Genomic DNA, 21934 nt, shown 5'->3' on the forward strand with positions numbered 1-21934 from the left:
GATGTCGCGACTCGGCGCACTCGGCGCCAGGCTCTACCGTGGCGAGGTCGGCTACGACTTCGTCGGCAAGCGGAAGTTCTGGTATGCGATCTCGATCCTGATCACCATCACGGCCATCGTCGGCCTGGCCGTACGCGGCCTCAACATGGGCATCGAGTTCAAGGGCGGTGCCGTCTTCACCGTCCCGAGCACCAGCGTCTCGGTGGCCCAGGCCCAGTCGGACACCCAGAAGGCCTCCGGGCACGACGCGATCGTCCAGCAGCTCGGCAACGGCGGACTGCGGATCCAGGTCACCGAACTGGACACCAAGCAGGCCGACGCGGTGAAGACCCAGCTCGCCGAGGACCTCAATGTCGACGAGGCGAAGATCAACGCCGACCTGGTCGGACCGAGCTGGGGCGAGACGATCGCCAACAAGGCGTGGACGGGTCTCGGGATCTTCATGATCCTGGTGGTGATCTATCTTGCGATCGCCTTCGAATGGCGGATGGCGGTCGCGGCCCTGATCGCCCTGATCCATGACCTCACCATCACCGTCGGTGTGTACGCCCTCGTCGGCTTCGAGGTCACGCCCGGTACGGTGATCGGTCTGCTCACCATCCTCGGTTACTCCCTCTACGACACCGTCGTCGTCTTCGACAGTCTCAAGGAGGGGTCGAAGGACATCACCAAACAGACCCGCTGGACCTACAGCGAGGTCGCGAACCGGTCGATCAACGGCACCCTGGTCCGTTCGATCAACACCACCGTGGTCGCGCTGCTGCCGGTCGCCGGTCTGCTCTTCATCGGCGGCGGTTTCCTCGGCGCCGGCATGCTGAACGACATCTCGCTCTCGCTCTTCGTCGGCCTCGCCGCCGGTGCGTACTCCTCGATCTTCATCGCCACCCCGCTCGTCGCCGACCTCAAGGAACGCGACCCGCAGATCAGGGCGCTGAAGAAGCGGGTGCTCAACAAGCGGGCCGCCGCGGCGGCCAAGGGCGAGACGGCCGACGGTCCGGCCGACGCGGACACCGAAGAGGACACCGAGCCCGGTGAGGCGGCCCCGGCCGCGGCCGCGGCGGCCGGTCCCCGGGGCCGTGGTGGCCGCGGCGGCGGTGGCCGCCCGTCCGGGAGGCGCAGATGACGGACGACAGCCTCCGGGAGCTGCTGCTCAGCCGTATCCGTGATGTCGCGGACTACCCCAAGCCCGGAGTGATGTTCAAGGACATCACTCCGCTGCTGGCCGATCCGAAGGCGTTCACGGCGCTGACCGACGCTCTCGCCGAGCTGTGCACGCGGCACGGCGCCACCAAGGTCGTCGGCCTGGAGGCCCGGGGATTCATCCTGGCCGCCCCGGTGGCGGTCAAGGCCGGCCTCGGCTTCATCCCCGTACGCAAGGCGGGCAAGCTCCCCGGTGCCACGCTGTCGCAGGCGTACGACCTGGAGTACGGCTCGGCCGAGCTGGAGGTCCACGCCGAGGACCTGGACGCGTCGGACCGGGTCATCGTCATCGACGATGTGCTCGCCACCGGCGGTACGGCCGAGGCCTCGGTCCAGCTCGTCCGGCGGGCCGGCGCCGAGGTGGTGGGCGTCGCGGTCCTGATGGAACTGGGTTTCCTGGGCGGCAGGCCGCGGCTGGAACCAGAGCTTCGCGGCGCCCCGCTGGACGCCCTGATCAAGCTCTGACCAGTCACGGCGCGGAATTTCTGGACAACACCGCACGACCTCGGTACGAACAGACGGGCACCCGGGAACAACCGGGTGCCCGTCCCGCGTTCGGAGGAGCCCTGGTCCTGGGGCGAGAGGTACGCCCGAGGTCGATACCATGGAGGTCCGGGCCTGACCGGGGGACCTGGATCCGCATGAGGAGCGCTCTTGCCAGAAGAGATCCAGCCACTGGCCGCCGCGACGCCCGATCACCACACCGAGCAGGCCGCGGCGGCGACAGCGATGCCGCACGCCGGCGCCGCGGCGACCGCCGCCGAGAAGGCCGAGAAGCAGGCCGCGCGGACCCCGACGGAGATCACGCACGCCCGGCCCACCGAGCCCCTGGAGCCCGCCCCCGCCGCGCGGCCCGCGCCGGACAGGCCCGCCGCTCCGCTGAGTGCCCCCAAGCCCGGCGCCACGGCCGCCCCTCGTTCGGGTGGCTCCTCCAACCGGGTACGGGCCCGGCTCGCCCGGCTCGGGGTGCAGCGCTCCTCCCCGTACAACCCGGTCCTGGAACCGCTCCTGCGGACCGTACGCGGCAATGACGCCAAGATCGAGACCGCGACGCTGCGCCAGATCGAGAGCGCCTACCAGGTCGCCGAGCGCTGGCACCGCGGCCAGAAGCGCAAGAGCGGCGATCCGTACATCACCCACCCCCTCGCGGTCACCACGATCCTCGCCGAGCTGGGCATGGACCCGGCCACTCTGATGGCGGGCCTGCTGCACGACACCGTCGAGGACACCGAGTACGGCCTGGACACCCTGCGCCGTGACTTCGGCGAGCAGGTCGCGCTGCTGGTCGACGGCGTCACCAAGCTGGACAAGGTCAAGTTCGGGGAGGCCGCGCAGGCCGAGACCGTGCGCAAGATGGTCGTCGCCATGGCCAAGGACCCGCGCGTCCTGGTCATCAAGCTCGCCGACCGGCTGCACAACATGCGCACCATGCGCTACCTCAAGCGGGACAAGCAGGAGAAGAAGGCCCGCGAGACGCTGGAGATCTACGCGCCCCTGGCCCATCGGCTGGGCATGAACACCATCAAGTGGGAGCTGGAGGACCTCGCTTTCGCGATCCTCTACCCCAAGATGTACGACGAGATCGTCCGGCTGGTCGCCGAGCGCGCGCCCAAGCGTGACGAATATCTGGCCATAGTGACCGACGAGGTCCAGTCCGATCTGCGCGCGGCCCGGATCAAGGCCACCGTCACCGGCCGACCCAAGCACTACTACAGCGTCTACCAGAAGATGATCGTCCGCGGCCGGGACTTCGCGGAGATCTATGACCTGGTGGGTATTCGTGTCCTGGTCGACACCGTCCGCGACTGCTACGCGGCGCTCGGCACCGTCCACGCCCGGTGGAATCCGGTCCCCGGACGGTTCAAGGACTACATCGCGATGCCCAAGTTCAACATGTACCAGTCGCTCCACACGACGGTCATCGGGCCCAACGGCAAGCCGGTCGAGCTGCAGATCCGCACGTTCGACATGCACCGCCGCGCCGAGTACGGCATCGCCGCGCACTGGAAGTACAAGCAGGAGGCCGTCGCCGGAGCCTCCAAGGTCCGTACGGATGTGCCGAGGCACGCGGGCAAGGGCGCCGGCCAGGACACCGTCAATGACATGGCGTGGCTGCGCCAGTTGCTGGACTGGCAGAAGGAGACGGAGGACCCCAGCGAGTTCCTGGAGTCCCTGCGCTTCGACCTCTCGCGCAACGAGGTCTTCGTCTTCACGCCCAAGGGCGATGTCATAGCGCTGCCGGCCGGTGCCACCCCGGTCGACTTCGCGTACGCCGTGCATACGGAGGTCGGCCACCGGACCATAGGGGCTCGGGTCAACGGGCGGCTCGTACCGCTCGAATCGACGCTCGACAACGGCGATCTGGTGGAGGTCTTCACCTCCAAAGCGTCCGGGGCCGGCCCGTCGCGCGACTGGCTGGGCTTCGTCAAATCGCCCCGGGCCAGGAACAAGATCCGGGCATGGTTCTCCAAGGAGCGCCGCGACGAGGCGATCGAGCAGGGCAAGGAAGCCATCGCGCGCGCCATGCGCAAGCAGAACCTGCCGATCCAGCGGATCCTCACCGGGGACTCGCTGGTCACGCTGGCGCACGAGATGCGCTATCCCGACATCTCCTCGCTGTACGCGGCGATCGGCGAGGGCCATGTGGCCGCGCAGGGCGTCGTACAGAAGCTGGTGCAGGCCCTCGGCGGCGAGGAGGCGGCCAACGAGGACATCGCCGAGAGCGCCCCGCCCTCGCGCGGGCGCACCAAGCGCCGCTCGAACGCCGACCCGGGCGTGGTGGTCAAGGGCGTCGAGGACGTCTGGGTGAAGCTCGCCCGCTGCTGTACGCCAGTGCCCGGTGACCCGATCATCGGATTTGTCACCCGCGGCAATGGTGTCTCCGTACACCGCGCCGACTGCGTCAATGTGGACTCGCTCTCCCAGCAGCCCGAACGGATCCTGGGCGTCGAGTGGGCGCCGACCCAGTCCTCGGTCTTCCTGGTCGCCATCCAGGTCGAGGCACTGGACCGGTCCCGGCTGCTGTCGGATGTCACCCGGGTCCTGTCCGACCAGCATGTGAACATCCTGTCCGCGGCCGTCCAGACCTCCCGCGACCGCGTCGCCACCTCGCGCTTCACCTTCGAGATGGGCGACCCGAAGCACCTCGGGCATGTGCTGAAGGCGGTACGGGGCGTGGAGGGCGTGTACGACGTCTACCGGGTCACCTCGGCACGCAGGCCGTAGGCACGACCGCGCAGGCCGTAGAGACACGGGCATAGGCCTTAAGACACGGGCATGGACACAACGAACGCCTGAGGGCGCCTCGTACGGAAGGTACGAGGCGCCCTCAGGCGTACACATGTGCCGCGAGGATCAGCCGCCGAACTCCTGGAGGCCCTTCAGCGCCTGGTCCAGCAGCGCCTGCCGCCCCTCCAGCTCCTTGGCGAGCTTGTCCGCCTTGGCGTTGTTGCCCGCCGCGCGCGCCGCGTCGATCTGCGTACGCAGCTTGTCGACGGCCGCCTGGAGCTGGCCCGTCAGACCCTCGGCACGGGCGCGTGCCTCCGGGTTCGTACGGCGCCACTCGTTCTCCTCGGACTCCTGGAGAGCCCGCTCCACCGTGTGCATCCGGGCCTCGACCTTCGGCCTGGCGTCGCGCGGTACGTGGCCGATCGCCTCCCAGCGCTCATTGAGCGCCCGGAACGCCGCCCTGGCCGCCTTGAGGTCCGTGACCGGCACCAGCCGCTCGGCCTCGACCGCCAGCTCCTCCTTGAGCTTCAGATTCTCGGTCTGCTCGGCGTCGCGCTCGGCGAATACCTCGCCGCGCGCCGCGAAGAAGACGTCCTGGGCGCCGCGGAAGCGGTTCCACAGATCGTCCTCGGCCTCGCGCTGGGCGCGGCCCGCCGCCTTCCACTCCGTCATCAGCTCGCGGTAGCGCGCGGCCGTCGCACCCCAGTCGGTGGAGCCGGAGAGCGACTCGGCCTCCGCGACCAGCTTCTCCTTGGCCTTACGGGCCTCCTCGCGCTGCGCGTCCAGCGCGGCGAAGTGGGCCTTGCGGCGCTTGGAGAACGCCGAGCGCGCGTGCGAGAAGCGGTGCCACAGCTCGTCGTCGGACTTCCGGTCCAGCCGCGGCAGGCCCTTCCAGGTGTCCACGAGCGCCCGCAGCCGCTCGCCGGCCGACCGCCACTGATCGCTCTGGGCGAGCTGCTCAGCCTCGGTGACCAGCGCCTCCTTGGCGTGGCGGGCCTCGTCCGTCTGCTTGGCCCGCTGCGCCTTGCGCTCCTCACGGCGCGAGTCGACCGTGGCGACCAGCCCGTCGAGCCGCTTGCGCAGCGCGTCGAGATCACCCACGGCGTGGTGTTCGTCGATCTGTCCGCGAAGATGCTCGATGGCCGCCGCCGCGTCCTTGGCGGACAGATCGGTGGTCTTCACTCGCCGTTCGAGGAGGTCGATCTCGACGACCAGGCCCTCGTACTTGCGCTCGAAATAGGCCAGAGCCTCCTCCGGAGAGCCTGCCTGCCACGATCCGACGACCTGCTCGCCCTCGGCCGTCCGCACGTACACGGTGCCCGTCTCATCGACACGGCCCCACGGGTCGCTGCTCACAGCGCCTCCTCCACCTGATGCCCACAAGGGGAATGGCCCCGGGCATCATCCACAGTTTCCTGGGACGGGCTGCGCCCGCCCTCCACAACGCCAATCTAGGCGACCGGCCACCCGGCTGTCCGCACTCAGCACGGCCGAAATTCAGAGGGTCACGCCTTGTCGACCGTGCCCTTCTCCACGGTGACGGCCTTCTTGGGCGCGCCGTCGCCCGTACCGCCCTCCACACCGGCCTTGGCCACCTCTTCCACGGTCTTCAGCCCGGCCTCGTCCATCGTCCCGAACGGGGTGTAGCTGGGCGGGAGTTTGGTGTCCTTGTAGACCAGGAAGAACTGGCTGCCGCCGGAGTGCGGCTGGCCGGTATTGGCCATCGCCACCGTCCCCGGGGGGTAGGTGACGGTGCCGTCGGCGCCCGCCTTGCCGAGAGCGGTCAGATTCTCGTCAGGGATCGTGTAGCCCGGGCCGCCGGTCCCGTCGCCCTTCGGATCGCCGCACTGGAGCACGAAAATGCCCTCGGTGGTCAGCCGGTGACACTTCGTGTTGTCGAAGTAGCCCTTGTCGGCGAGGGCCTTGAACGAGTTCACCGTGTGCGGTGTCTTCTTGGCGTCCATGTCGATCGCGATGTCGCCCTGGCTCGTCTTGAGCGACATCGTGTACTTCGCCGACTTGTCGATCGTCATCTTCGGCTCGGGCGCGCTGCTCTCGGTCGGCGACGGCGACGGCTCGGCGCTGGGAGTTGCCGACGGCGCGGCGGCCTTGTCCGCGGTGTCGCCGCCGGTCAGACCGCCCGAGGCCCATGCGGCGGCGCCGCCGATGACCACCACGGCCAGCACCGCCGCGACCACGGCGTTGCGCCGCTTCGCCTTCTTCCTCGCCTCCGACCGGCGCTGCTGCTGCCGCTCGAACTTCTCCCGGGCGAGCTGCCGCCGCCGCTGATCGCTGTTGACCACCGGGTCTTCTCCTCGTGTGTGAGTGATCCTGTGTGACTGATCCTGATCGCCTGGCTGGGTCGTACGGTATCCGGGTTGGCTGTGTAATGAGCAGCGCCGGTAGGCTCTGATCTGCCGCATTCCACCGACGGACGATCCGGGCCGGCGGACGACACCTAAGGACGATCGTGCTCATTGCCGGGTTCCCCGCAGGGGCCTGGGGGACCAACTGCTATCTGGTCGCCCCCGCCGCGGGTGAGGAATGCGTGATCATCGACCCGGGCCACCAGGCCGCGCGGGGGGTCGAGGAGACGGTACGCAAACACCGGCTCAAGCCCGTCGCCGTCATCCTCACCCATGGGCACATCGACCATGTCGCCTCGGTCGTCCCCGTGTGCGGAGCACATGACGTACCGGCCTGGATCCACCCCGCGGACCGCTACATGATGAGCGACCCCGAGAAGGCCCTCGGCCGCTCGATAGGAATGCCGCTGATGGGCGAGCTGACCGTGGGGGAGCCCGACGACGTACGGGAGCTGGCCGACGGCGCCCGACTGCCGCTGGCGGGCCTGGAGTTCACCGTCGCGCACGCGCCCGGCCATACCAAGGGGTCGGTGACGTACGGAACGCCCGAGTCGGCCGGCGGGGCTGACATCCCCCCGGTCCTCTTCTCGGGCGATCTGCTCTTCGCCGGCTCCATCGGACGCACCGACATGCCCGGCGGCGACCACGCCGAGATGATGGAGTCGCTGAGCCGGGTGTGCCTGCCGCTCGACGACTCGACCGTGGTGCTGTCGGGTCATGGCCCCCAGACGACCATCGGCCGGGAGCGTGCCGCCAACCCCTATCTGAGGGAAGCGGGCGCCGCCGGCGACGGAGACGGCCCGGCCGCCGCTCCGCGACGAGGAATGTGACATACCGGATCTTCATGAGTACTTTCCAGGCCCCCAAGGGCACCTACGACCTGATCCCGCCGGACTCCGCGGTCTTCCTCGCGGTGCGCGAGGCCATCTCCGCGCCGCTGCGGAACTCCGGTTACGGCTATGTCGAGACACCCGGCTTCGAGAACGTCGAGCTGTTCGCCCGCGGTGTCGGCGAGTCCACCGACATCGTCTCCAAGGAGATGTACGCCTTCGAGACCAAGGGCGGCGACAAGCTGGCGCTGCGCCCCGAAGGCACCGCCTCCGTGCTGCGCGCCGCGCTGGAGGCCAATCTGCACAAGGCCGGGAATCTGCCGGTCAAGCTCTGGTACTCCGGCTCGTACTACCGCTACGAACGCCCGCAGAAGGGCCGCTACCGCCACTTCTCGCAGGTCGGTGCCGAGGCGATCGGTGCCGAAGACCCGGCGCTGGACGCCGAGTTGATCATCCTGGCCGACCAGGCGTACCGCTCGCTCGGCCTGCGGAACTTCCGTATCCTCCTCAACTCCCTCGGCGACAAGGCCTGTCGGCCCGTCTACCGCGAGGCGCTCCAGGGCTTCCTGCGCAATCTCGACCTGGACGAGGACACCCGCCGCCGTATCGAGATCAACCCGCTGCGGGTCCTCGACGACAAGCGCGCGGACGTCCAGAAGCAGCTTGTCGGGGCGCCGTTGTTCCGTGACTTCCTGTGCGACGCGTGCAAGGCGTACCACGAAGAGGTCAGGGAGCTGCTGACCGCCGCGGGGGTGGCGTACGAGGACGACGAGCGGCTCGTACGCGGCCTCGACTACTACACCCGCACCACCTTCGAGTTCGTCCACGACGGTCTCGGCGCGCAGTCCGCGGTCGGCGGCGGCGGCCGGTACGACGGTCTCTCCGAGATGATCGGCGGCCCCGCGCTGCCGTCCGTCGGCTGGGCGCTCGGAGTGGACCGTACGGTGCTGGCGCTGGAGGCCGAGGGCATCACGCTCGATCTGCCGGGCTCCACCAGTGTCTTCGCGGTCCCACTCGGCGAGGAGGCCAGGCGGACGCTCTTCGGCGTCGTCACCGAGCTGCGCAGGGCGGGCGTCGCCGCGGACTTCTCGTACGGCGGGAAGGGCCTCAAGGGCGCGATGAAGAACGCCAACCGGTCCGGCGCCCGCTACACGATCGTCGCGGGCGAGCGCGATCTCGCCGAGGGCGTGGCGCAGCTCAAGGACATGGAGAGCGGGGAGCAGGAGCCGGTGGCGCTCGACGCCCTGGTGGCCGAGCTGACCCGGCGGCTGCGCGGCTGAGTGTCCGGGGAGGGGCCGTTCGGCCCCTCCCCGGACCCACAGACTCGTGCGGCACAATGAGTCCGCGCCGCCCGCGGACGACGGCGTGCCCCACGGCACCGGAGTGAGGGAACGGCGGATATGACGAGTGCGGCACTGGACGACGTGTCCTCCGAGCGGGAGGAACGGAGCGCCGCCGGCACGGTCGGCGGGAGCCGGGCGTTCGCGCTGCTGCTGGTGATCACCGGCGCCGCCGGGCTGCTGGCGGCGTGGGTCATCACGATCGACAAGTTCAAGCTGCTTGAGGACCCCAGCTTCACCCCGGGATGCAGCCTGAATCCGGTGGTCTCGTGCGGCAACATCATGAAGAGCGAGCAGGCCTCGGTCTTCGGCTTCCCGAACCCGATGCTGGGGCTGGTGGCCTACGGCGTGGTGATCGCCATCGGTGTGGGACTGCTGGCGGGGGCACGCTACCGGCGCTGGTTCTGGCTTGGTCTGAACGCGGGCACGCTGTTCGGTGTCGGATTCTGCACCTGGCTCCAGTACCAGTCGCTGTACGAGATCAACTCGCTCTGCCTGTGGTGCTGTCTGGCCTGGGTCGCCACGATCGTCATGTTCTGGTACGTGACCTCCCACAATGTCCGCCATGGAGTGCTGCCCGCGCCGGGCGCGCTGCGGAGCTTCTTCGGTGAGTTCACCTGGGTCCTGCCCGCGCTGCACATCGGGATCATCGGAATGCTGATCCTGACCCGCTGGTGGGACTTCTGGACGAGCTGACCGCGCCCGGGCCCGGAGGGCCGCGAGAGGACCGGCCGCGAGGCCGCGCGACCTCCGCGATCACCGCCCGGACCTGCGTTGTCAGTGGCCTGGCATAGGCTTCACGCGTGGAGCCCGACCTCTTTACCGCAGCCGCGGAAGAACGCCAGGAGAAGGATCCGTCCAGCAGCCCCCTGGCCGTCCGGATGCGCCCGCGCGTCCTCGACGAAGTCGTCGGCCAGGCACATCTGCTGAAGCCGGGATCGCCGCTGCGCCGACTGGTCGGAGAGGGCGGCGGCGGCCCCGCCGGACCCTCCTCGGTGATTCTCTGGGGCCCGCCCGGCACGGGCAAGACGACCCTCGCGTATGTCGTCTCCAAGGCGACCAACAAGCGTTTCGTGGAGCTGTCCGCGATCACCGCGGGCGTCAAGGAGGTACGGGCCGTCATCGACGGCGCCCGCCGCGCCTCCGGAGGCTTCGGCAAGGACACCGTCCTCTTCCTCGACGAGATCCACCGCTTCAGCAAGGCCCAGCAGGACTCCCTGCTGCCCGCCGTGGAGAACCGCTGGGTCACGCTGATCGCCGCCACCACCGAGAATCCGTACTTCTCGGTGATCTCCCCGCTGCTCTCCCGCTCCCTGCTGCTCACCCTGGAGCCGCTCACCGACGACGATCTGCGCGGGCTGCTGCGGCGGGCGCTCACCGAGGAGCGCGGGCTCGGCGGCACCCTCACCCTGCCCGAGGACGCCGAGGCGCATCTCCTGCGGATCGCCGGAGGCGACGCCCGCCGCGCGCTGACGGCGCTGGAAGCGGCGGCCGGCGCCGCGCTCGACAAGGGCGAGCAGGAGATCGCCCTGAGCACCGTCGAGGAGACGGTCGACCGGGCCGCGGTGAACTATGACCGCCAGGGCGACCAGCACTACGACGTGGCGAGCGCGCTGATCAAGTCGATCCGCGGCTCCGACGTGGACGCGGCGCTGCACTATCTGGCCCGGATGATCGACGCGGGGGAGGACCCCCGGTTCATCGCCCGGCGGCTGATGATCTCGGCCAGCGAGGACATCGGTCTCGCGGACCCGACGGCGCTGCCGCTCGCGGTCGCCGCCGCCCAGGCCGTCGCCATGATCGGCTTCCCGGAGGCCGCCCTCACCCTGAGCCAGGCCACCATCGCGCTGGCGCTCGCCCCCAAGTCGAACGCGGCGACGACCGCGATCTCGGCGGCGCTGGAAGATGTGAAGAAGGGACTCGCGGGCCCGGTCCCGGCCCATCTGCGCGACGGCCACTACAAGGGCGCGGCCAAGCTCGGGCATGCCCAGGGCTATGTCTATCCGCACGACGTCCCGGGCGGTATCGCCGCTCAGCAGTACGCGCCGGAGGCCGTGCGGGGCAGGCGCTACTACGAGCCCACGCGGTACGGCGCGGAGGCGCGGTACGCGGACGTGGTCGACAAGGTGCGCGAGCGCCTGCGCGGCGACGGCACCTGAGCCGGCCGGGCGCAGGGTCGTCCGGTCCGTTACGGGTCTCTCAGCGCGAGGCCGCGTCGAAGAGCGCCAGCATGGCCCGCCGCAGCCCGGTCACATCGCGCACCGGCTCCGGGAAGTCGAAGCGTGCGTCGAAGCACCGGTCGCCGATGAAGCGCACGCGCAGCCCGAAGCGGTCGAGCCCGACCGGTACGGCCGTGCCCCCGGCCCCGGACAGCACCTCCGACCGCTCGCCGAGCAGCCCGCCCAGCGTCCGCACCTCGACGCTGTGCGCGGCGTGCAGATGCTGGAGCAGCTCCGCCTCGTGCTCCACCAGCGGGTCGGGCACGGCCGCCGCGAAGTCCTCCGGCGCCACCGGCTCCGCGCCCCAGAGATCGTCCACGTACGCCTCATGGACCTCCAGGCAGAGCGTCGTGCGCCCGGCCTCCGCGGGGCCGGGACCCGCGGTGAGCGGGCCCGAGAGCCGGGCACGGGCCCGGATCCGGTGCGGCACGGAGACCGGTGCGACATCCGTCAGCTCCAGTACGCCGGTCACCTCGCCGTCCCGGGTCCGCGTGGCTGCGCGTACGGTGGCGGCCCCGGCCGGGAAGACCAGGAACACCCCGCCGTCCGGCCCCACGGTCCGGGTAAAGGGCAGGAGCTGGAAGGGCTGGGCCCCGTCCGGGCGCGGGACGAGCAGCACCGCCGAGCATGTACCCTGTACGAGAGTTCGTGTGCGTTCGGCTGCTGACGGCATCCGATCGATTTCAAGCCCGCTGGGACGCGGCTGACCATGAGCTGATCGGACCTCCGTCGAATCGGTGCCCTGCGCGTCGAGGCTGTCTGTGATGCGCGTGGTGTTCCCGGAGCGAGACATGCGATCTCCTTGAGTAAGGTGAGCCTAACCTAACCTACAACGGAGGTCTGGAGAACGTGCCTAACCAGTCGCGTCCCAAGGTCAAGAAGTCGCGTGCGCTCGGTATCGCGCTGACGCCCAAGGCTGTCAAGTACTTCGAGGCCCGTCCCTACCCGCCGGGTGAGCACGGACGTGGACGCAAGCAGAACAGTGACTACAAGGTCCGTCTGCTGGAGAAGCAGCGTCTGCGCGCCCAGTACGACATCAGCGAGCGCCAGATGGCCCGCGCGTACGACCGCGCCAAGAAGGCCGAGGGCAAGACCGGCGAGGCCCTGGTGGTCGAGCTGGAGCGCCGCCTCGACGCCCTGGTCCTGCGGTCGGGCATCGCCCGCACCATCTACCAGGCCCGCCAGATGGTTGTCCACGGCCACATCGAGGTCAACGGCAGCAAGGTCGACAAGCCGTCCTTCCGCGTCCGTCCCGACGATGTCGTGATGGTCCGCGAGCGCAGCCGCGACAAGGTCCCCTTCCAGGTCGCGCGCGAGGGTGGCTACGACACCGACGGCGAGACCCCGCGCTACCTCCAGGTCAACCTGAAGGCCCTGGCCTTCCGCCTGGACCGTGACCCGCAGCGCAAGGAGATCCCGGTCATCTGCGACGAGCAGCTCGTCGTCGAGTACTACGCCCGCTGATCGCGAAGACCAGCCGGACACGCTTCAGCCCGCTTCCTTCCCGCCCTTTCCGGTGGGGGAGGAGGCGGGCTTTCGCGTGGTACGGGACGGCCCCCGCGCCCCGGACGCCTGACGTGGCACCGGCGCGGGACCGGGGCGCCCGGCGAGCGCCCGGCGCACGGCCGCGTCGGGTGAGAGCCCCCGGCCCTCCCGCTCGTACCCCTCGTACCTCCGCGCCCCCAGCGCCTTGCCCGCCTGCCGCTCGCAGAGCATCCGCGGTCCGCTGAAATACCCCGATCCGAACAGCGCCGGGCCGACCGACTCCCACAGCCCCGAAGCCGCGCCCTGAAGCACCGCGGCCTCCGCCGGATCGCCCTCGCCCGCCGTCACCAGGGCCATCAGCTCGACCGCGAGCACCAGGCCCACCAGATCGTTGAAGAGATGGTGGATGGCGATGGACTCCGCGGCCAGCGCGCGTGCCTCGGAGTGCTCGCCCCGGGCCCAGGCCGCGTACGCCAGCACATACAGCGCGTACGCGCGTGACCAGCGCTCGCCGCTGTCCTCGCAGATCTCCCGGACCTCCGTGCACAGCGCGACGGCCGAGTCCAGATCGCCCTGGAAGACCCGCGTCATGGCCAGCTCGGTCTGGCCCATCAGCACATTGCTGTTGAGCTCCCCCAGCTCCCGGTACGCGTCGATCGCCGCGCGCAGCAGCCGCTCGGCCCGGGGCATGTCGTCCGAGAGCAGCGCCTGACAGCCCAGCCGGTGCACGGCGTACGCGCGGGCCAACGCGTTGTCCGTACGGACCGCCTCCTCCCGGCACTCGTGGAGCGCGCCCACAGCAGCCGTGTCGTCACCCTGGAGGACGGCCACATATCCCAGCACCCACAGCGCCTTGCGCCGCGCCTCGTCGTGCCCGGAGTCCAGGGCGAGCGCCCGGCCCAGCCAGTGCCGCCCCTCGGCCAGCTTTCCGCAGCCGACCCAGTAGAACCAGAGCGTGCCCGCGAGATGCTGGCCCAGATGCGCCTCGCCGGGCGTCTCCAGACACAGCTCCAGCGCGGCCCGCAAATTGGGCAGCGCGCTCTCCGCACCGGCCGCCACCCGGTCCTGGCGTGGGCTGAACCAGTCCAGCTCGTACCAGGTGGCGAGCCCCACGTACCAGTCGCGGTGCCTGCGCCGCATCCGTGCGGTGTCCTCCAGCGCGTCCAGCCACTCCGCGCCGTACGCCGCGACCGTGTCCAGCATCCGGTAGCGCACCCCGGCCGGTGTCTCCTCGCGGACGACCAGCGACTGCGCGATCAGCCCGGAGAGCACATCGAGCACACTCTCCGCCGGTAACTCATGTCCGCCGCACACATATTCGGCCGCCTCCAGATCGAAGGGCCCCGCGAACACCGACAGCCGCGCCCACAGCAGCCGCTCCCGTGGAGTGCACAGCTCATGGCTCCAGCCGATCGCGGTCCGCAGCGTCCGGTGGCGCGCCGGAGCGCCCCGCCGCCCCTCGGTCAGCACCTGGAAACGGTCTCCCATCCGGTCGAGGATCTGCTCGACCGAGAGGGCGTGCAGCCGGCCCGCCGCCAGCTCCACCGCCAGCGGGATCCCGTCGAGGCGCCGGCACAGCTCCCGTACGGCGGCCTCGCGCGGACCGGTCGGCCGGAAACCGGGAGATCCGGCGGCCGCGCGGTCGGTGAACAGCAGCACCGCGTCCGGCTCCGGCATCGGGGCGAGCGCGAAGACCAGCTCACCGTCGATCCGCAGCGGGCGCCGGCCCGTGGCGAGCACCCTCAACTCCGGCGCCCGGCGCAGCAGTTCCCGTACCAGCTCCGCACACGCGTCGACGAGCTGCTCGACACCGTCCAGCACCAGCAGCACCCGGCGCCCGGCGAGATGCTCGATCAGCACCCTGCGCGGCGGCCTGCCGCTCTGGTCCGTCAGCCCGAGCGCCTCGGCCAGCGAGTGCTCCAGCAGCTCCGGGTCGCGCAGGGCGCCGAGTTCGGCCAGCCGGACACCGTCGCAGTAGCGTTTCTTCAGTCCCTCCGCCGCCCGCAGCGCCAGCCGCGTCTTGCCCACACCGCCGACCCCCACCACCGTGACCAGCCGGGACCGGTCGAGATGCTGTGCCAGCCCGGACAGCTCCTCCTCACGCCCCACGAAGCGGTTCAGCTCGGCGGGGAGATTGCCGGGAACCGGGGGAGGGGCGTCGGCGGAGGAACCGGAGCGGAAGGACCGTCGCATGGGACACGCAGAGTACTCACCCCGCCGCACTCCGTACAATCCTTCTTCGCAACTCCCGCTCCGCGCGCCCCTTGTGCGCCCTGCGGGCCGCTAATGCGGTACGGGACGCGACCCCCGGCGCGATAGGGTCGGAGGACGACTTTCCAGTCGCTTTCTTTCGAGCTCTTTACGCGAGCTTCTTTACAGAAGGCCGTCGACAGATCAGGGAGCGGTGCGGCGTGACCGGTGGAGAGGTTGCCGGGATCCTGGTGGCCGTGTTCTGGGCCATCCTGGTCTCCTTCCTGGCCGTGGTGCTGGTGAGGCTGGCCCAGACGCTCAGGGCGACCACCCGGCTGGTGGCCGAGGTGACCGAGCAGGCGGTGCCGCTGCTGGCGGACGCCTCCGCGACGGTCCGCTCCGCGCAGACCCAGCTCGACCGCGTCGACGCCATCGCGACGGACGTCCAGGAAGTCACCTCCAACGCGTCGGCGCTCTCCACGACGGTCGCCTCCACCTTCGGCGGCCCCCTGGTCAAGGTCGCGGCGTTCGGCTACGGCGTACGCCAGGCCATGGGACGCAGGGCGACGCCCGCCGCCGACACCGGGGCCGCCGAGCCGGCCGCCCGCCGCAGGGTGGTCGCGGGCCGTACGCTCCCGTCCGCCCGGCGCAGGAACAGGAAGGGCTGAGGCAGCGATGCTCCGCCGTACGTTCTGGTTCACCGCGGGCGCCGCAGCCGGCGTCTGGGCCACCACCAAGGTCCACCGCAAGCTCAGACAGCTCACTCCCGAGAGCCTCGCCGCCCAGGCCGCGAACAAAGCGATCGACGCCGGGCACAAGGTGAGGGAGTTCGCCGTTGATGTAAGGGCGGGCATGCTGCGGCGCGAGGCCGAGCTGGGCGAGGCACTGGGCCTGGAGGCACCGGCGGGTCGAGCGCTCCCGTCGCCCCGGCGGCTCACCGCCATCGAGTACACCGACCGGGCCGAGCACACGAAGCACACCGAGCGTCCGCGCACGACGCACTCCTACAACCCGTACGACCGGAATGAGGACCACTGATGGAGTCGGCTGAAATCCGCCGCCGCTGGCTGAGCTTCTTCGAGGAGCGCGGGCATCTTGTCGTGCCCTCGGCGTCGCTCATCGCGGACGACCCGACTCTGCTGCTGGTCCCGGCGGGCATGGTGCCCTTCAAGCCGTACTTCCTCGGCGAGGTCAAGCCGCCCGCCCCGCGCGCCGCCAGCGTCCAGAAGTGCGTCCGTACGCCGGACATCGAAGAGGTCGGCAAGACCACCCGGCACGGCACCTTCTTCCAGATGTGCGGGAACTTCTCGTTCGGCGACTACTTCAAGGAAGGCGCCATCACCTACGCCTGGGAGCTGCTCACCAGCTCCGTGGCCGACGGCGGGTACGGACTCGACCCCGAGCGCCTCTGGATCACCGTCTACCTCGACGACGACGAGGCCGAGCAGATCTGGCGCGAGAAGATCGGCGTACCGGCCGAGCGCATCCAGCGGCTGGGCAAGAAGGACAACTTCTGGTCCATGGGCGTCCCGGGCCCCTGCGGCCCCTGCTCGGAGATCAACTACGACCGCGGCCCGGAGTTCGGCGCCGAGGGCGGCCCCGCCGTCAACGACGAGCGCTATGTGGAGATCTGGAACCTGGTCTTCATGCAGTACGAGCGCGGCGAGGGCACCTCCAAGGAGGACTTCGAGATCCTCGGGGACCTGCCGTCCAAGAACATCGACACCGGCCTCGGTCTCGAACGTCTCGCCATGATCCTCCAGGGCGTACAGAACATGTACGAGACCGACACCCTGCGGGTCGTCATGGACAGGGCCACCGAACTCACCGGGGTGCACTACGGCGCCGACCACGCCACCGATGTCGCCCTGCGGGTGGTGGCCGACCACATCCGTACGTCCGTGATGCTCATCGGCGACGGAGTCACCCCCGGCAACGAGGGGCGCGGCTATGTGCTGCGCCGCATCATGCGCCGCGCCATCCGCAACATGCGGATCCTCGGCGCCACCGAACCGGTCGTCGCCGAACTCGCCGATGTCGTGATCAAGACGATGGGGCAGCAGTACCCGGAGCTGGAGACCGACCGCAGGCGCATCGAGACCGTGGCCGTCGCCGAGGAGGCCGCCTTCCTCAAGGCCCTCAAGGGCGGCACCAACATCCTCGACACCGCCGTCACCGAGACCAGGGCCGCCGGCGGCACGGTCCTCTCCGGCGACAAGGCCTTCCTGCTCCACGACACCTGGGGCTTCCCGATCGACCTCACCCTGGAGATGGCCGCCGAACAGGGCCTCTCCGTGGACGAGGACGGCTTCCGCCGGCTGATGAAGGAGCAGCGCGACCGGGCCAAGGCCGATGCCAGGGCCAAGAAGTCCGGGCACGCCGACCTCTCCGCCTACCGCGCGGTCGCCGACACCGGCGGCATCACCGAGTTCACCGGCTACACCGCCACCGAGGGCGAGGCCACGGTCGTCGGGCTGCTCGTCGACGGAGTCCCGTCGCCCGCCGCCACCGAGGGCGACGAGGTCGAGATCGTCCTCGACCGCACCCCCTTCTACGCCGAGGGCGGCGGCCAGCTCGCCGACCAGGGCAGGATCAGACTGGACACCGGCGCCGTCGTCCAGGTGCGTGATGTCCAGCAACCGGTGCCCGGTGTGTCCGTGCACAAGGGAACCGTGCAGGTCGGCGAGGTGACCGTGGGCGCCTCCGCCTACGCCGCCATCGATCTGCACCGCCGCCGCGCCATCGCCCGCGCCCACAGCGCCACCCACCTCACCCACCAGGCGCTGCGCGACGCCCTCGGCCCGACGGCCGCCCAGGCCGGCTCCGAGAACTCGCCGGGCCGCTTCCGCTTCGACTTCGGCTCGCCCTCCGCCGTACCGGGCACGGTCCTGCTCGACGTCGAGCAGAAGATCAACGAGGTCCTCGCCCGCGAGCTGGACGTGCACGCCGAGGTCATGGGCATCGACGAGGCCAAGCGGCAGGGCGCCATCGCCGAGTTCGGCGAGAAGTACGGCGAGCGGGTCCGGGTCGTCACCATCGGCGACTTCTCCAAGGAGCTGTGCGGCGGCACGCATGTCCGCAACACCGCCCAGCTCGGCCTGGTGAAGCTGCTCGGCGAGTCGTCGATCGGCTCGGGGGTACGGCGTATCGAGGCTCTCGTCGGCGTCGACGCGTACAACTTCCTGGCCAAGGAGCACACGGTCGTCGCCCAGCTCCAGGAGCTGGTCAAGGGCCGCTCGGACGAGCTGCCCGAGAAGATCTCCGGCATGCTCGCCAAGCTGAAGGACGCCGAGAAGGAGATCGAGAAGTTCCGGGCCGAGAAGGTCCTCGCCGCCGCCGGCGGGCTCGCCGAGAGCGCCGTCGACGTCCGGGGCACGGCCCTGGTCACCGGGCAGGTCCCGGACGGCACCTCGGCCGACGACCTGCGCAGACTGGTCCTCGATGTCCGCGGCAGGCTCGACCAGGGCGCCGGCGGCCGGCCGGTCGTCGTGGCCCTCTTCACCACGGCCAACGGCCGCCCGCTGACGGTCATCGCCACCAACGAGGCCGCCCGCGGGCGCGGACTCAAGGCCGGTGATCTGGTCCGTACCGCCGCCAAGACCCTCGGCGGCGGCGGTGGCGGCAAGCCGGACGTCGCCCAGGGAGGCGGCCAGAACCCCGACGCCATCGGGGACGCCGTGGCCGCCGTGGAACGCCTGGTCGCCGACCTCTCATGAGACGCGGTCGCCGGGTCGCGGTCGATGTCGGGGACGCCCGGATCGGGGTCGCCTCGTGCGACCCCGACGGGATCCTCGCCACACCGGTGGAGACCGTGCCGGGACGCGATGTCCCGGCCGCCCACCGGCGGCTGCGCCAGATCGTCGAGGAGTACGAACCGGTCGAGGTGCTGGTCGGGCTGCCGCGGTCCCTCAGCGGGGGTGAGGGACCGGCCGCGGCGAAGGTACGTTTGTTCGCACAGGAGCTGGCCAGAGGCATCGCGCCCCTGCCGGTACGACTGGTCGACGAGCGGATGAGCACAGTGACGGCCGGTCAGGGACTGCGCGCCTCGGGCGTGAAATCCAAGAAGGGCCGGTCGGTGATCGACCAAGTGGCCGCGGTTGTCATCCTCCAGAGCGCGCTGGAGGCCGAACGGGTCTCTGGTGAGCCACCCGGTGAGGGCGTCGAAGTGGTCATCTGATCGCGATACGGTAACGTTCCGCGCGATGCGGTGGTGTTCGAACAGCCACCGCACAACGAAGAGGCGAAACGGATGCCGTGCCACTCGCTCAGCGGCCGCCGCCTCGCGGCTCTAGGGGATCGATGACTGACTATGGCCGGGGCCCCGGCTCCGAACCGTGGCACCCCGAGGACCCCCTGTACGGGGATCCGGGGTGGGGAGCACAGCAGCCCGCGGGCGGCCACGCTCCGTACGGTGGGCAGCCGCAGCAGCAGTACCCGCAGCAGCACGCGCAGCCTCAGCAGCAGTACGGGGGCGGACAGGACCCGTACCAGCAGCAGTACGCGCCTCAGCAGCAGCCGCAGCAGTACGGGCAGCCGGGAGCGCAGCAGCAGCATCCCGGGCAGCAGGCCTACGGCGGCCAGCAGTACGCCGATCCCCAGCAGCAGCCTCAGCACCACCAGCACCCCCACCAGCAGCAACAGCACCCCCATCAGGTGCAGCATCCTCAGCAGTACGACCAGCAGCAGCACGTCCAGCACCCGCACCAGGCCCAGCAGCACCTTCAGCAGCAGCAGCCCCAGCACCTTCAGCAGCAGCAGCCCCAGCAGCCCCAGTACAACGATCCGCAGTACAACGGCGGCTGGGACACCGGCCAGCAGGCCTCCATGCCGTACGCCTCGAATCCCGCCGTCCCCTACGACGGCGCGCACGGCGTCGGCTATGGCGAGGGCGAGGACGACTACGGCACCACCGACGCCTACCCCCCGCCCAGGCCGCCGGCCCAGCGCAAGGCCGAGCCCGAGCCGGCCGAGGAGTGGGAGGACGACCAGGAGAAGGAGAGCCACCCCTTCTTCACCGGTGAGGACGACGGTGACGACGAGGGGCAGGACGGCGGCCGCAGGGGCAACGGCGGGCGGGAGCGCAGGACCAAGAAGAAGAGCCACAACGGCGTCGCCTGCCTGTTCCTGAGCGTGGTGCTCGTCGGCGGGGTCGGCGGCGCGGGCTATGTGGCGTACCAGTTCTACCAGTCCAAGTTCGGCGCGCCCGAGGACTTCGTGGGCACCGGCACCAGCTCGGTCCAGGTGGAGATCCCCCAGGGGGCCGGCGGCTACGAGATCGCGTCCATCCTGGTCAAGGGCGGAGTGGTCAAGAGTGCGGGAGCGTTCGTCGCCGCCCAGCGGCAGAACCCCCAGGGCAACTCGATCCAGGCGGGCGTCTACACCCTGAAGAAGGGCATGTCCGCCGCGCAGGCCGTGAAGCTGATGCTCAGCCCGGCCAGCCACAACGACCTGATCATCCCCGAGGGCAAGCGCAACGTCTGGGTCTACGAGCAGATGGACAAGCGGCTCGGGCTCAAGAAGGGCACCACGGCGGCGGTCGCCAAGGCGCAGGCGAAGAACCTCGGTCTGCCGGACTGGGCGAGGGGCTCCAAGGACATCAAGGACCCGCTGGAGGGCTTCCTGTTCCCGGCGAGCTACCCGGTCGCCAAGGGCACGAAGCCGGAGACCATCCTCAAGAAGATGGTCGCCCGCGCCAACTCCGAGTACAGCAAGGTGGATCTGGCGGACGAGGCCGACAAGCTCGGTCTGACGTCGCCGCTCCAGGTGATCACCGTCGCGAGCCTCGTCCAGGCGGAGGGCAAGTACAAGCACGACTTCGACAAGGTCGCACGGGTCGTCTACAACCGCCTCGAACCGGACAACACCGAGACGGTCGGCCGGCTCGAATTCGACTCCACGGTCAACTACATCAAGAGCCAGAGCAAGCTCGACCTCGGTGCGGTCGACGATCTGCGCAGGATCAAGGACCCGTACAACACCTACTCCATCAAGGGCCTTCCGCCCGGGCCCATCGGGAACCCCGGCGCCGAAGCGCTCCAGTCGGCGCTCAACCCGACACCGGGTCCCTGGTACTACTTCGTGTCCGTCACCGAGGACAAGACGCTCTTCGCCGAGACCAACGAAGAGCACGAGCGGAACCGGAACGAGTACCTCAAGGAAAGCCAGAAGGAGAGCCCGAAGCGGTGACCCCACACAGGCGGGCGGCGGTCCTCGGATCGCCCATCGCGCACTCGCTGTCGCCGGTGCTGCACCGGGCCGCGTATGCCGGTCTCGGCCTCTCGGACTGGTCCTACGACCGGTTCGAGGTGGACGAGGCCGGGCTGCCCGGCTTCTTCGGGACGCTGCGCGACGACGCCTCCTGGGCCGGACTCTCGCTGACCATGCCGCTCAAGCGCGCCGTGATCCCGCTGCTCGACGGGGTCACGGACACCGCGGCCTCGGTCGAGGCGGTCAACACGGTTCTGTTCGGCGACGACGGCCGGTGCACCGGTGACAACACCGACATCCCCGGCATGATCGCCGCGCTGCACGAGCGGGGGGTCCGTACGGTCGGCTCGGCCGCGGTCCTGGGCGCGGGCGCCACTGCCTCGTCCGCCCTGGCCGCTCTCGCCAGGATCTGTACGGGACCGGTCACCGCGTATGTACGCAGCGAGGCCCGCGCGGCCGAGATGCGCGGCTGGGGCGAGCGCCTCGGGGTCGATGTCCGTACGGAGGCGTGGGAGGACGCGGCCGCGGCCTTCGACGCGCCCCTGGTGATCGCGACCACCCCGGCGGGCACCACCGACGAGCTGGCGGCGCGGGTGCCCGAGCGGCCCGGCACCCTCTTCGACGTGCTGTACGAGCCCTGGCCCACCGGGCTCGCCGCGGCCTGGTCGGGGCGCGGTGGCCCTGTCGTCTCCGGCCTCGATCTGCTCGTACACCAGGCGGTGCTCCAGGTCGAGCTGATGACAGGCCGCTCGCCCGCGCCCCTCGCGCTGATGCGGAAGGCCGGCGAACAGGCGCTCGAAGCCCGCTAGGTTCTGTCCGCCGATCGTCTGTCCTGCCTGCCCGCTGTCCGGTCGCTGGACGGGAGGGCG

Annotated in this window: 18 protein-coding genes; 14 read left to right on the forward strand and 4 right to left on the reverse strand. The window is 70.2% G+C overall.

Annotated elements, in window-relative coordinates:
• Position 1 precedes the first annotated feature (1 nt).
• The 3 genes from secF to ACFU9P_RS21815 all read left to right on the forward strand — a co-directional run bounded on the left by secF (position 2) and on the right by ACFU9P_RS21815 (position 4425).
• Positions 2 to 1123: a protein translocase subunit SecF gene (gene secF / locus ACFU9P_RS21805; protein ID WP_376386013.1), complete on the forward strand. Its 1122-nt coding sequence runs from the start codon at positions 2 to 4 to the stop codon at positions 1121 to 1123.
• Positions 1120 to 1665, forward strand: coding sequence for an adenine phosphoribosyltransferase (locus ACFU9P_RS21810; protein WP_376386011.1), 546 nt, complete (start codon positions 1120 to 1122; stop codon positions 1663 to 1665). Before secF ends, ACFU9P_RS21810 begins: the two co-directional genes overlap by 4 nt.
• 189 nt (positions 1666 to 1854) lie before the next feature.
• Positions 1855 to 4425, forward strand: coding sequence for a RelA/SpoT family protein (locus tag ACFU9P_RS21815; RefSeq protein ID WP_376386009.1), 2571 nt, complete (start codon positions 1855 to 1857; stop codon positions 4423 to 4425).
• A 129-nt stretch (positions 4426 to 4554) separates the two neighbouring features.
• Here ACFU9P_RS21815 and ACFU9P_RS21820 read toward each other — a convergent pair whose 3' ends face one another.
• Both ACFU9P_RS21820 and ACFU9P_RS21825 read right to left on the reverse strand, forming a co-directional pair.
• Complete coding sequence (locus ACFU9P_RS21820; RefSeq protein ID WP_376386007.1) at positions 4555 to 5784, reverse strand: DUF349 domain-containing protein; 1230 nt, start codon at positions 5782 to 5784, stop codon at positions 4555 to 4557.
• A gap of 149 nt (positions 5785 to 5933) precedes the next feature.
• The gene (locus tag ACFU9P_RS21825) at positions 5934 to 6731 is read right to left on the reverse strand and encodes a peptidylprolyl isomerase (RefSeq protein WP_376386005.1); all 798 of its coding nucleotides are present in this window, start codon (positions 6729 to 6731) and stop codon (positions 5934 to 5936) included.
• A 167-nt stretch (positions 6732 to 6898) separates the two neighbouring features.
• Here ACFU9P_RS21825 and ACFU9P_RS21830 point away from each other — a divergent pair, with 167 nt between their 5' ends.
• The 4 genes from ACFU9P_RS21830 to ACFU9P_RS21845 all read left to right on the forward strand — a co-directional run bounded on the left by ACFU9P_RS21830 (position 6899) and on the right by ACFU9P_RS21845 (position 11123).
• Positions 6899 to 7624, forward strand: a complete 726-nt coding sequence (locus ACFU9P_RS21830; RefSeq protein WP_384083289.1) for an MBL fold metallo-hydrolase — start codon at positions 6899 to 6901, stop codon at positions 7622 to 7624.
• A gap of 14 nt (positions 7625 to 7638) precedes the next feature.
• A complete protein-coding gene (gene hisS / locus ACFU9P_RS21835) occupies positions 7639 to 8904 on the forward strand; it encodes a histidine--tRNA ligase (RefSeq protein ID WP_376386001.1) in 1266 nt (421 codons plus the stop codon).
• 120 nt (positions 8905 to 9024) lie between these two features.
• Positions 9025 to 9660, forward strand: a complete 636-nt coding sequence (locus ACFU9P_RS21840; RefSeq protein WP_384083292.1) for a vitamin K epoxide reductase family protein — start codon at positions 9025 to 9027, stop codon at positions 9658 to 9660.
• A 107-nt stretch (positions 9661 to 9767) separates the two neighbouring features.
• A complete protein-coding gene (locus tag ACFU9P_RS21845) occupies positions 9768 to 11123 on the forward strand; it encodes a replication-associated recombination protein A (protein ID WP_384083295.1) in 1356 nt (451 codons plus the stop codon).
• A 40-nt stretch (positions 11124 to 11163) separates the two neighbouring features.
• On the opposite strand, the gene ACFU9P_RS21850 is transcribed toward ACFU9P_RS21845, so the two are convergent.
• On the reverse strand, positions 11164 to 11856 hold the full coding sequence (locus ACFU9P_RS21850; protein WP_384083298.1) for a DUF2470 domain-containing protein: 693 nt from the start codon (positions 11854 to 11856) through the stop codon (positions 11164 to 11166).
• A 176-nt stretch (positions 11857 to 12032) separates the two neighbouring features.
• On the opposite strand from ACFU9P_RS21850, the gene rpsD reads away from it, so the two are divergent.
• Positions 12033 to 12647: a 30S ribosomal protein S4 gene (gene rpsD, locus ACFU9P_RS21855; protein ID WP_376385993.1), complete on the forward strand. Its 615-nt coding sequence runs from the start codon at positions 12033 to 12035 to the stop codon at positions 12645 to 12647.
• 24 nt (positions 12648 to 12671) lie between these two features.
• Here the strand turns inward: rpsD and ACFU9P_RS21860 are convergent, their stop codons facing one another.
• Entirely contained in the window at positions 12672 to 14861 is a 2190-nt protein-coding gene (locus ACFU9P_RS21860) for an ATP-binding protein (RefSeq protein WP_384083302.1), read from the reverse strand.
• Positions 14862 to 15079: 218 nt separating this feature from the next.
• On the opposite strand from ACFU9P_RS21860, the gene ACFU9P_RS21865 reads away from it, so the two are divergent.
• The 6 genes from ACFU9P_RS21865 to ACFU9P_RS21890 all read left to right on the forward strand — a co-directional run bounded on the left by ACFU9P_RS21865 (position 15080) and on the right by ACFU9P_RS21890 (position 21874).
• Entirely contained in the window at positions 15080 to 15526 is a 447-nt protein-coding gene (locus ACFU9P_RS21865) for a DUF948 domain-containing protein (protein WP_376385990.1), read from the forward strand.
• Between the two features lie 7 nt (positions 15527 to 15533).
• Positions 15534 to 15896 (forward strand): DUF6167 family protein, encoded by a 363-nt coding sequence (locus ACFU9P_RS21870; protein WP_384083306.1) that lies wholly within the window; start codon positions 15534 to 15536, stop codon positions 15894 to 15896.
• Positions 15896 to 18574, forward strand: a complete 2679-nt coding sequence (alaS, locus tag ACFU9P_RS21875; protein ID WP_384083309.1) for an alanine--tRNA ligase — start codon at positions 15896 to 15898, stop codon at positions 18572 to 18574. The genes ACFU9P_RS21870 and alaS overlap by 1 nt, the downstream gene beginning before the upstream one ends.
• Positions 18571 to 19035 (forward strand): Holliday junction resolvase RuvX, encoded by a 465-nt coding sequence (ruvX, locus tag ACFU9P_RS21880; protein ID WP_384083312.1) that lies wholly within the window; start codon positions 18571 to 18573, stop codon positions 19033 to 19035. Before alaS ends, ruvX begins: the two co-directional genes overlap by 4 nt.
• Before the next feature lie 122 nt (positions 19036 to 19157).
• A complete protein-coding gene (gene mltG / locus ACFU9P_RS21885) occupies positions 19158 to 21044 on the forward strand; it encodes an endolytic transglycosylase MltG (protein WP_384083315.1) in 1887 nt (628 codons plus the stop codon).
• Positions 21041 to 21874, forward strand: a complete 834-nt coding sequence (locus ACFU9P_RS21890; RefSeq protein ID WP_376385980.1) for a shikimate dehydrogenase — start codon at positions 21041 to 21043, stop codon at positions 21872 to 21874. The genes mltG and ACFU9P_RS21890 overlap by 4 nt, the downstream gene beginning before the upstream one ends.
• Positions 21875 to 21934 lie beyond the last annotated feature (60 nt).

The organism is Streptomyces sp. NPDC057617 (genome assembly GCF_042800555.1).
GTDB lineage: Bacteria > Actinomycetota > Actinomycetes > Streptomycetales > Streptomycetaceae > Streptomyces.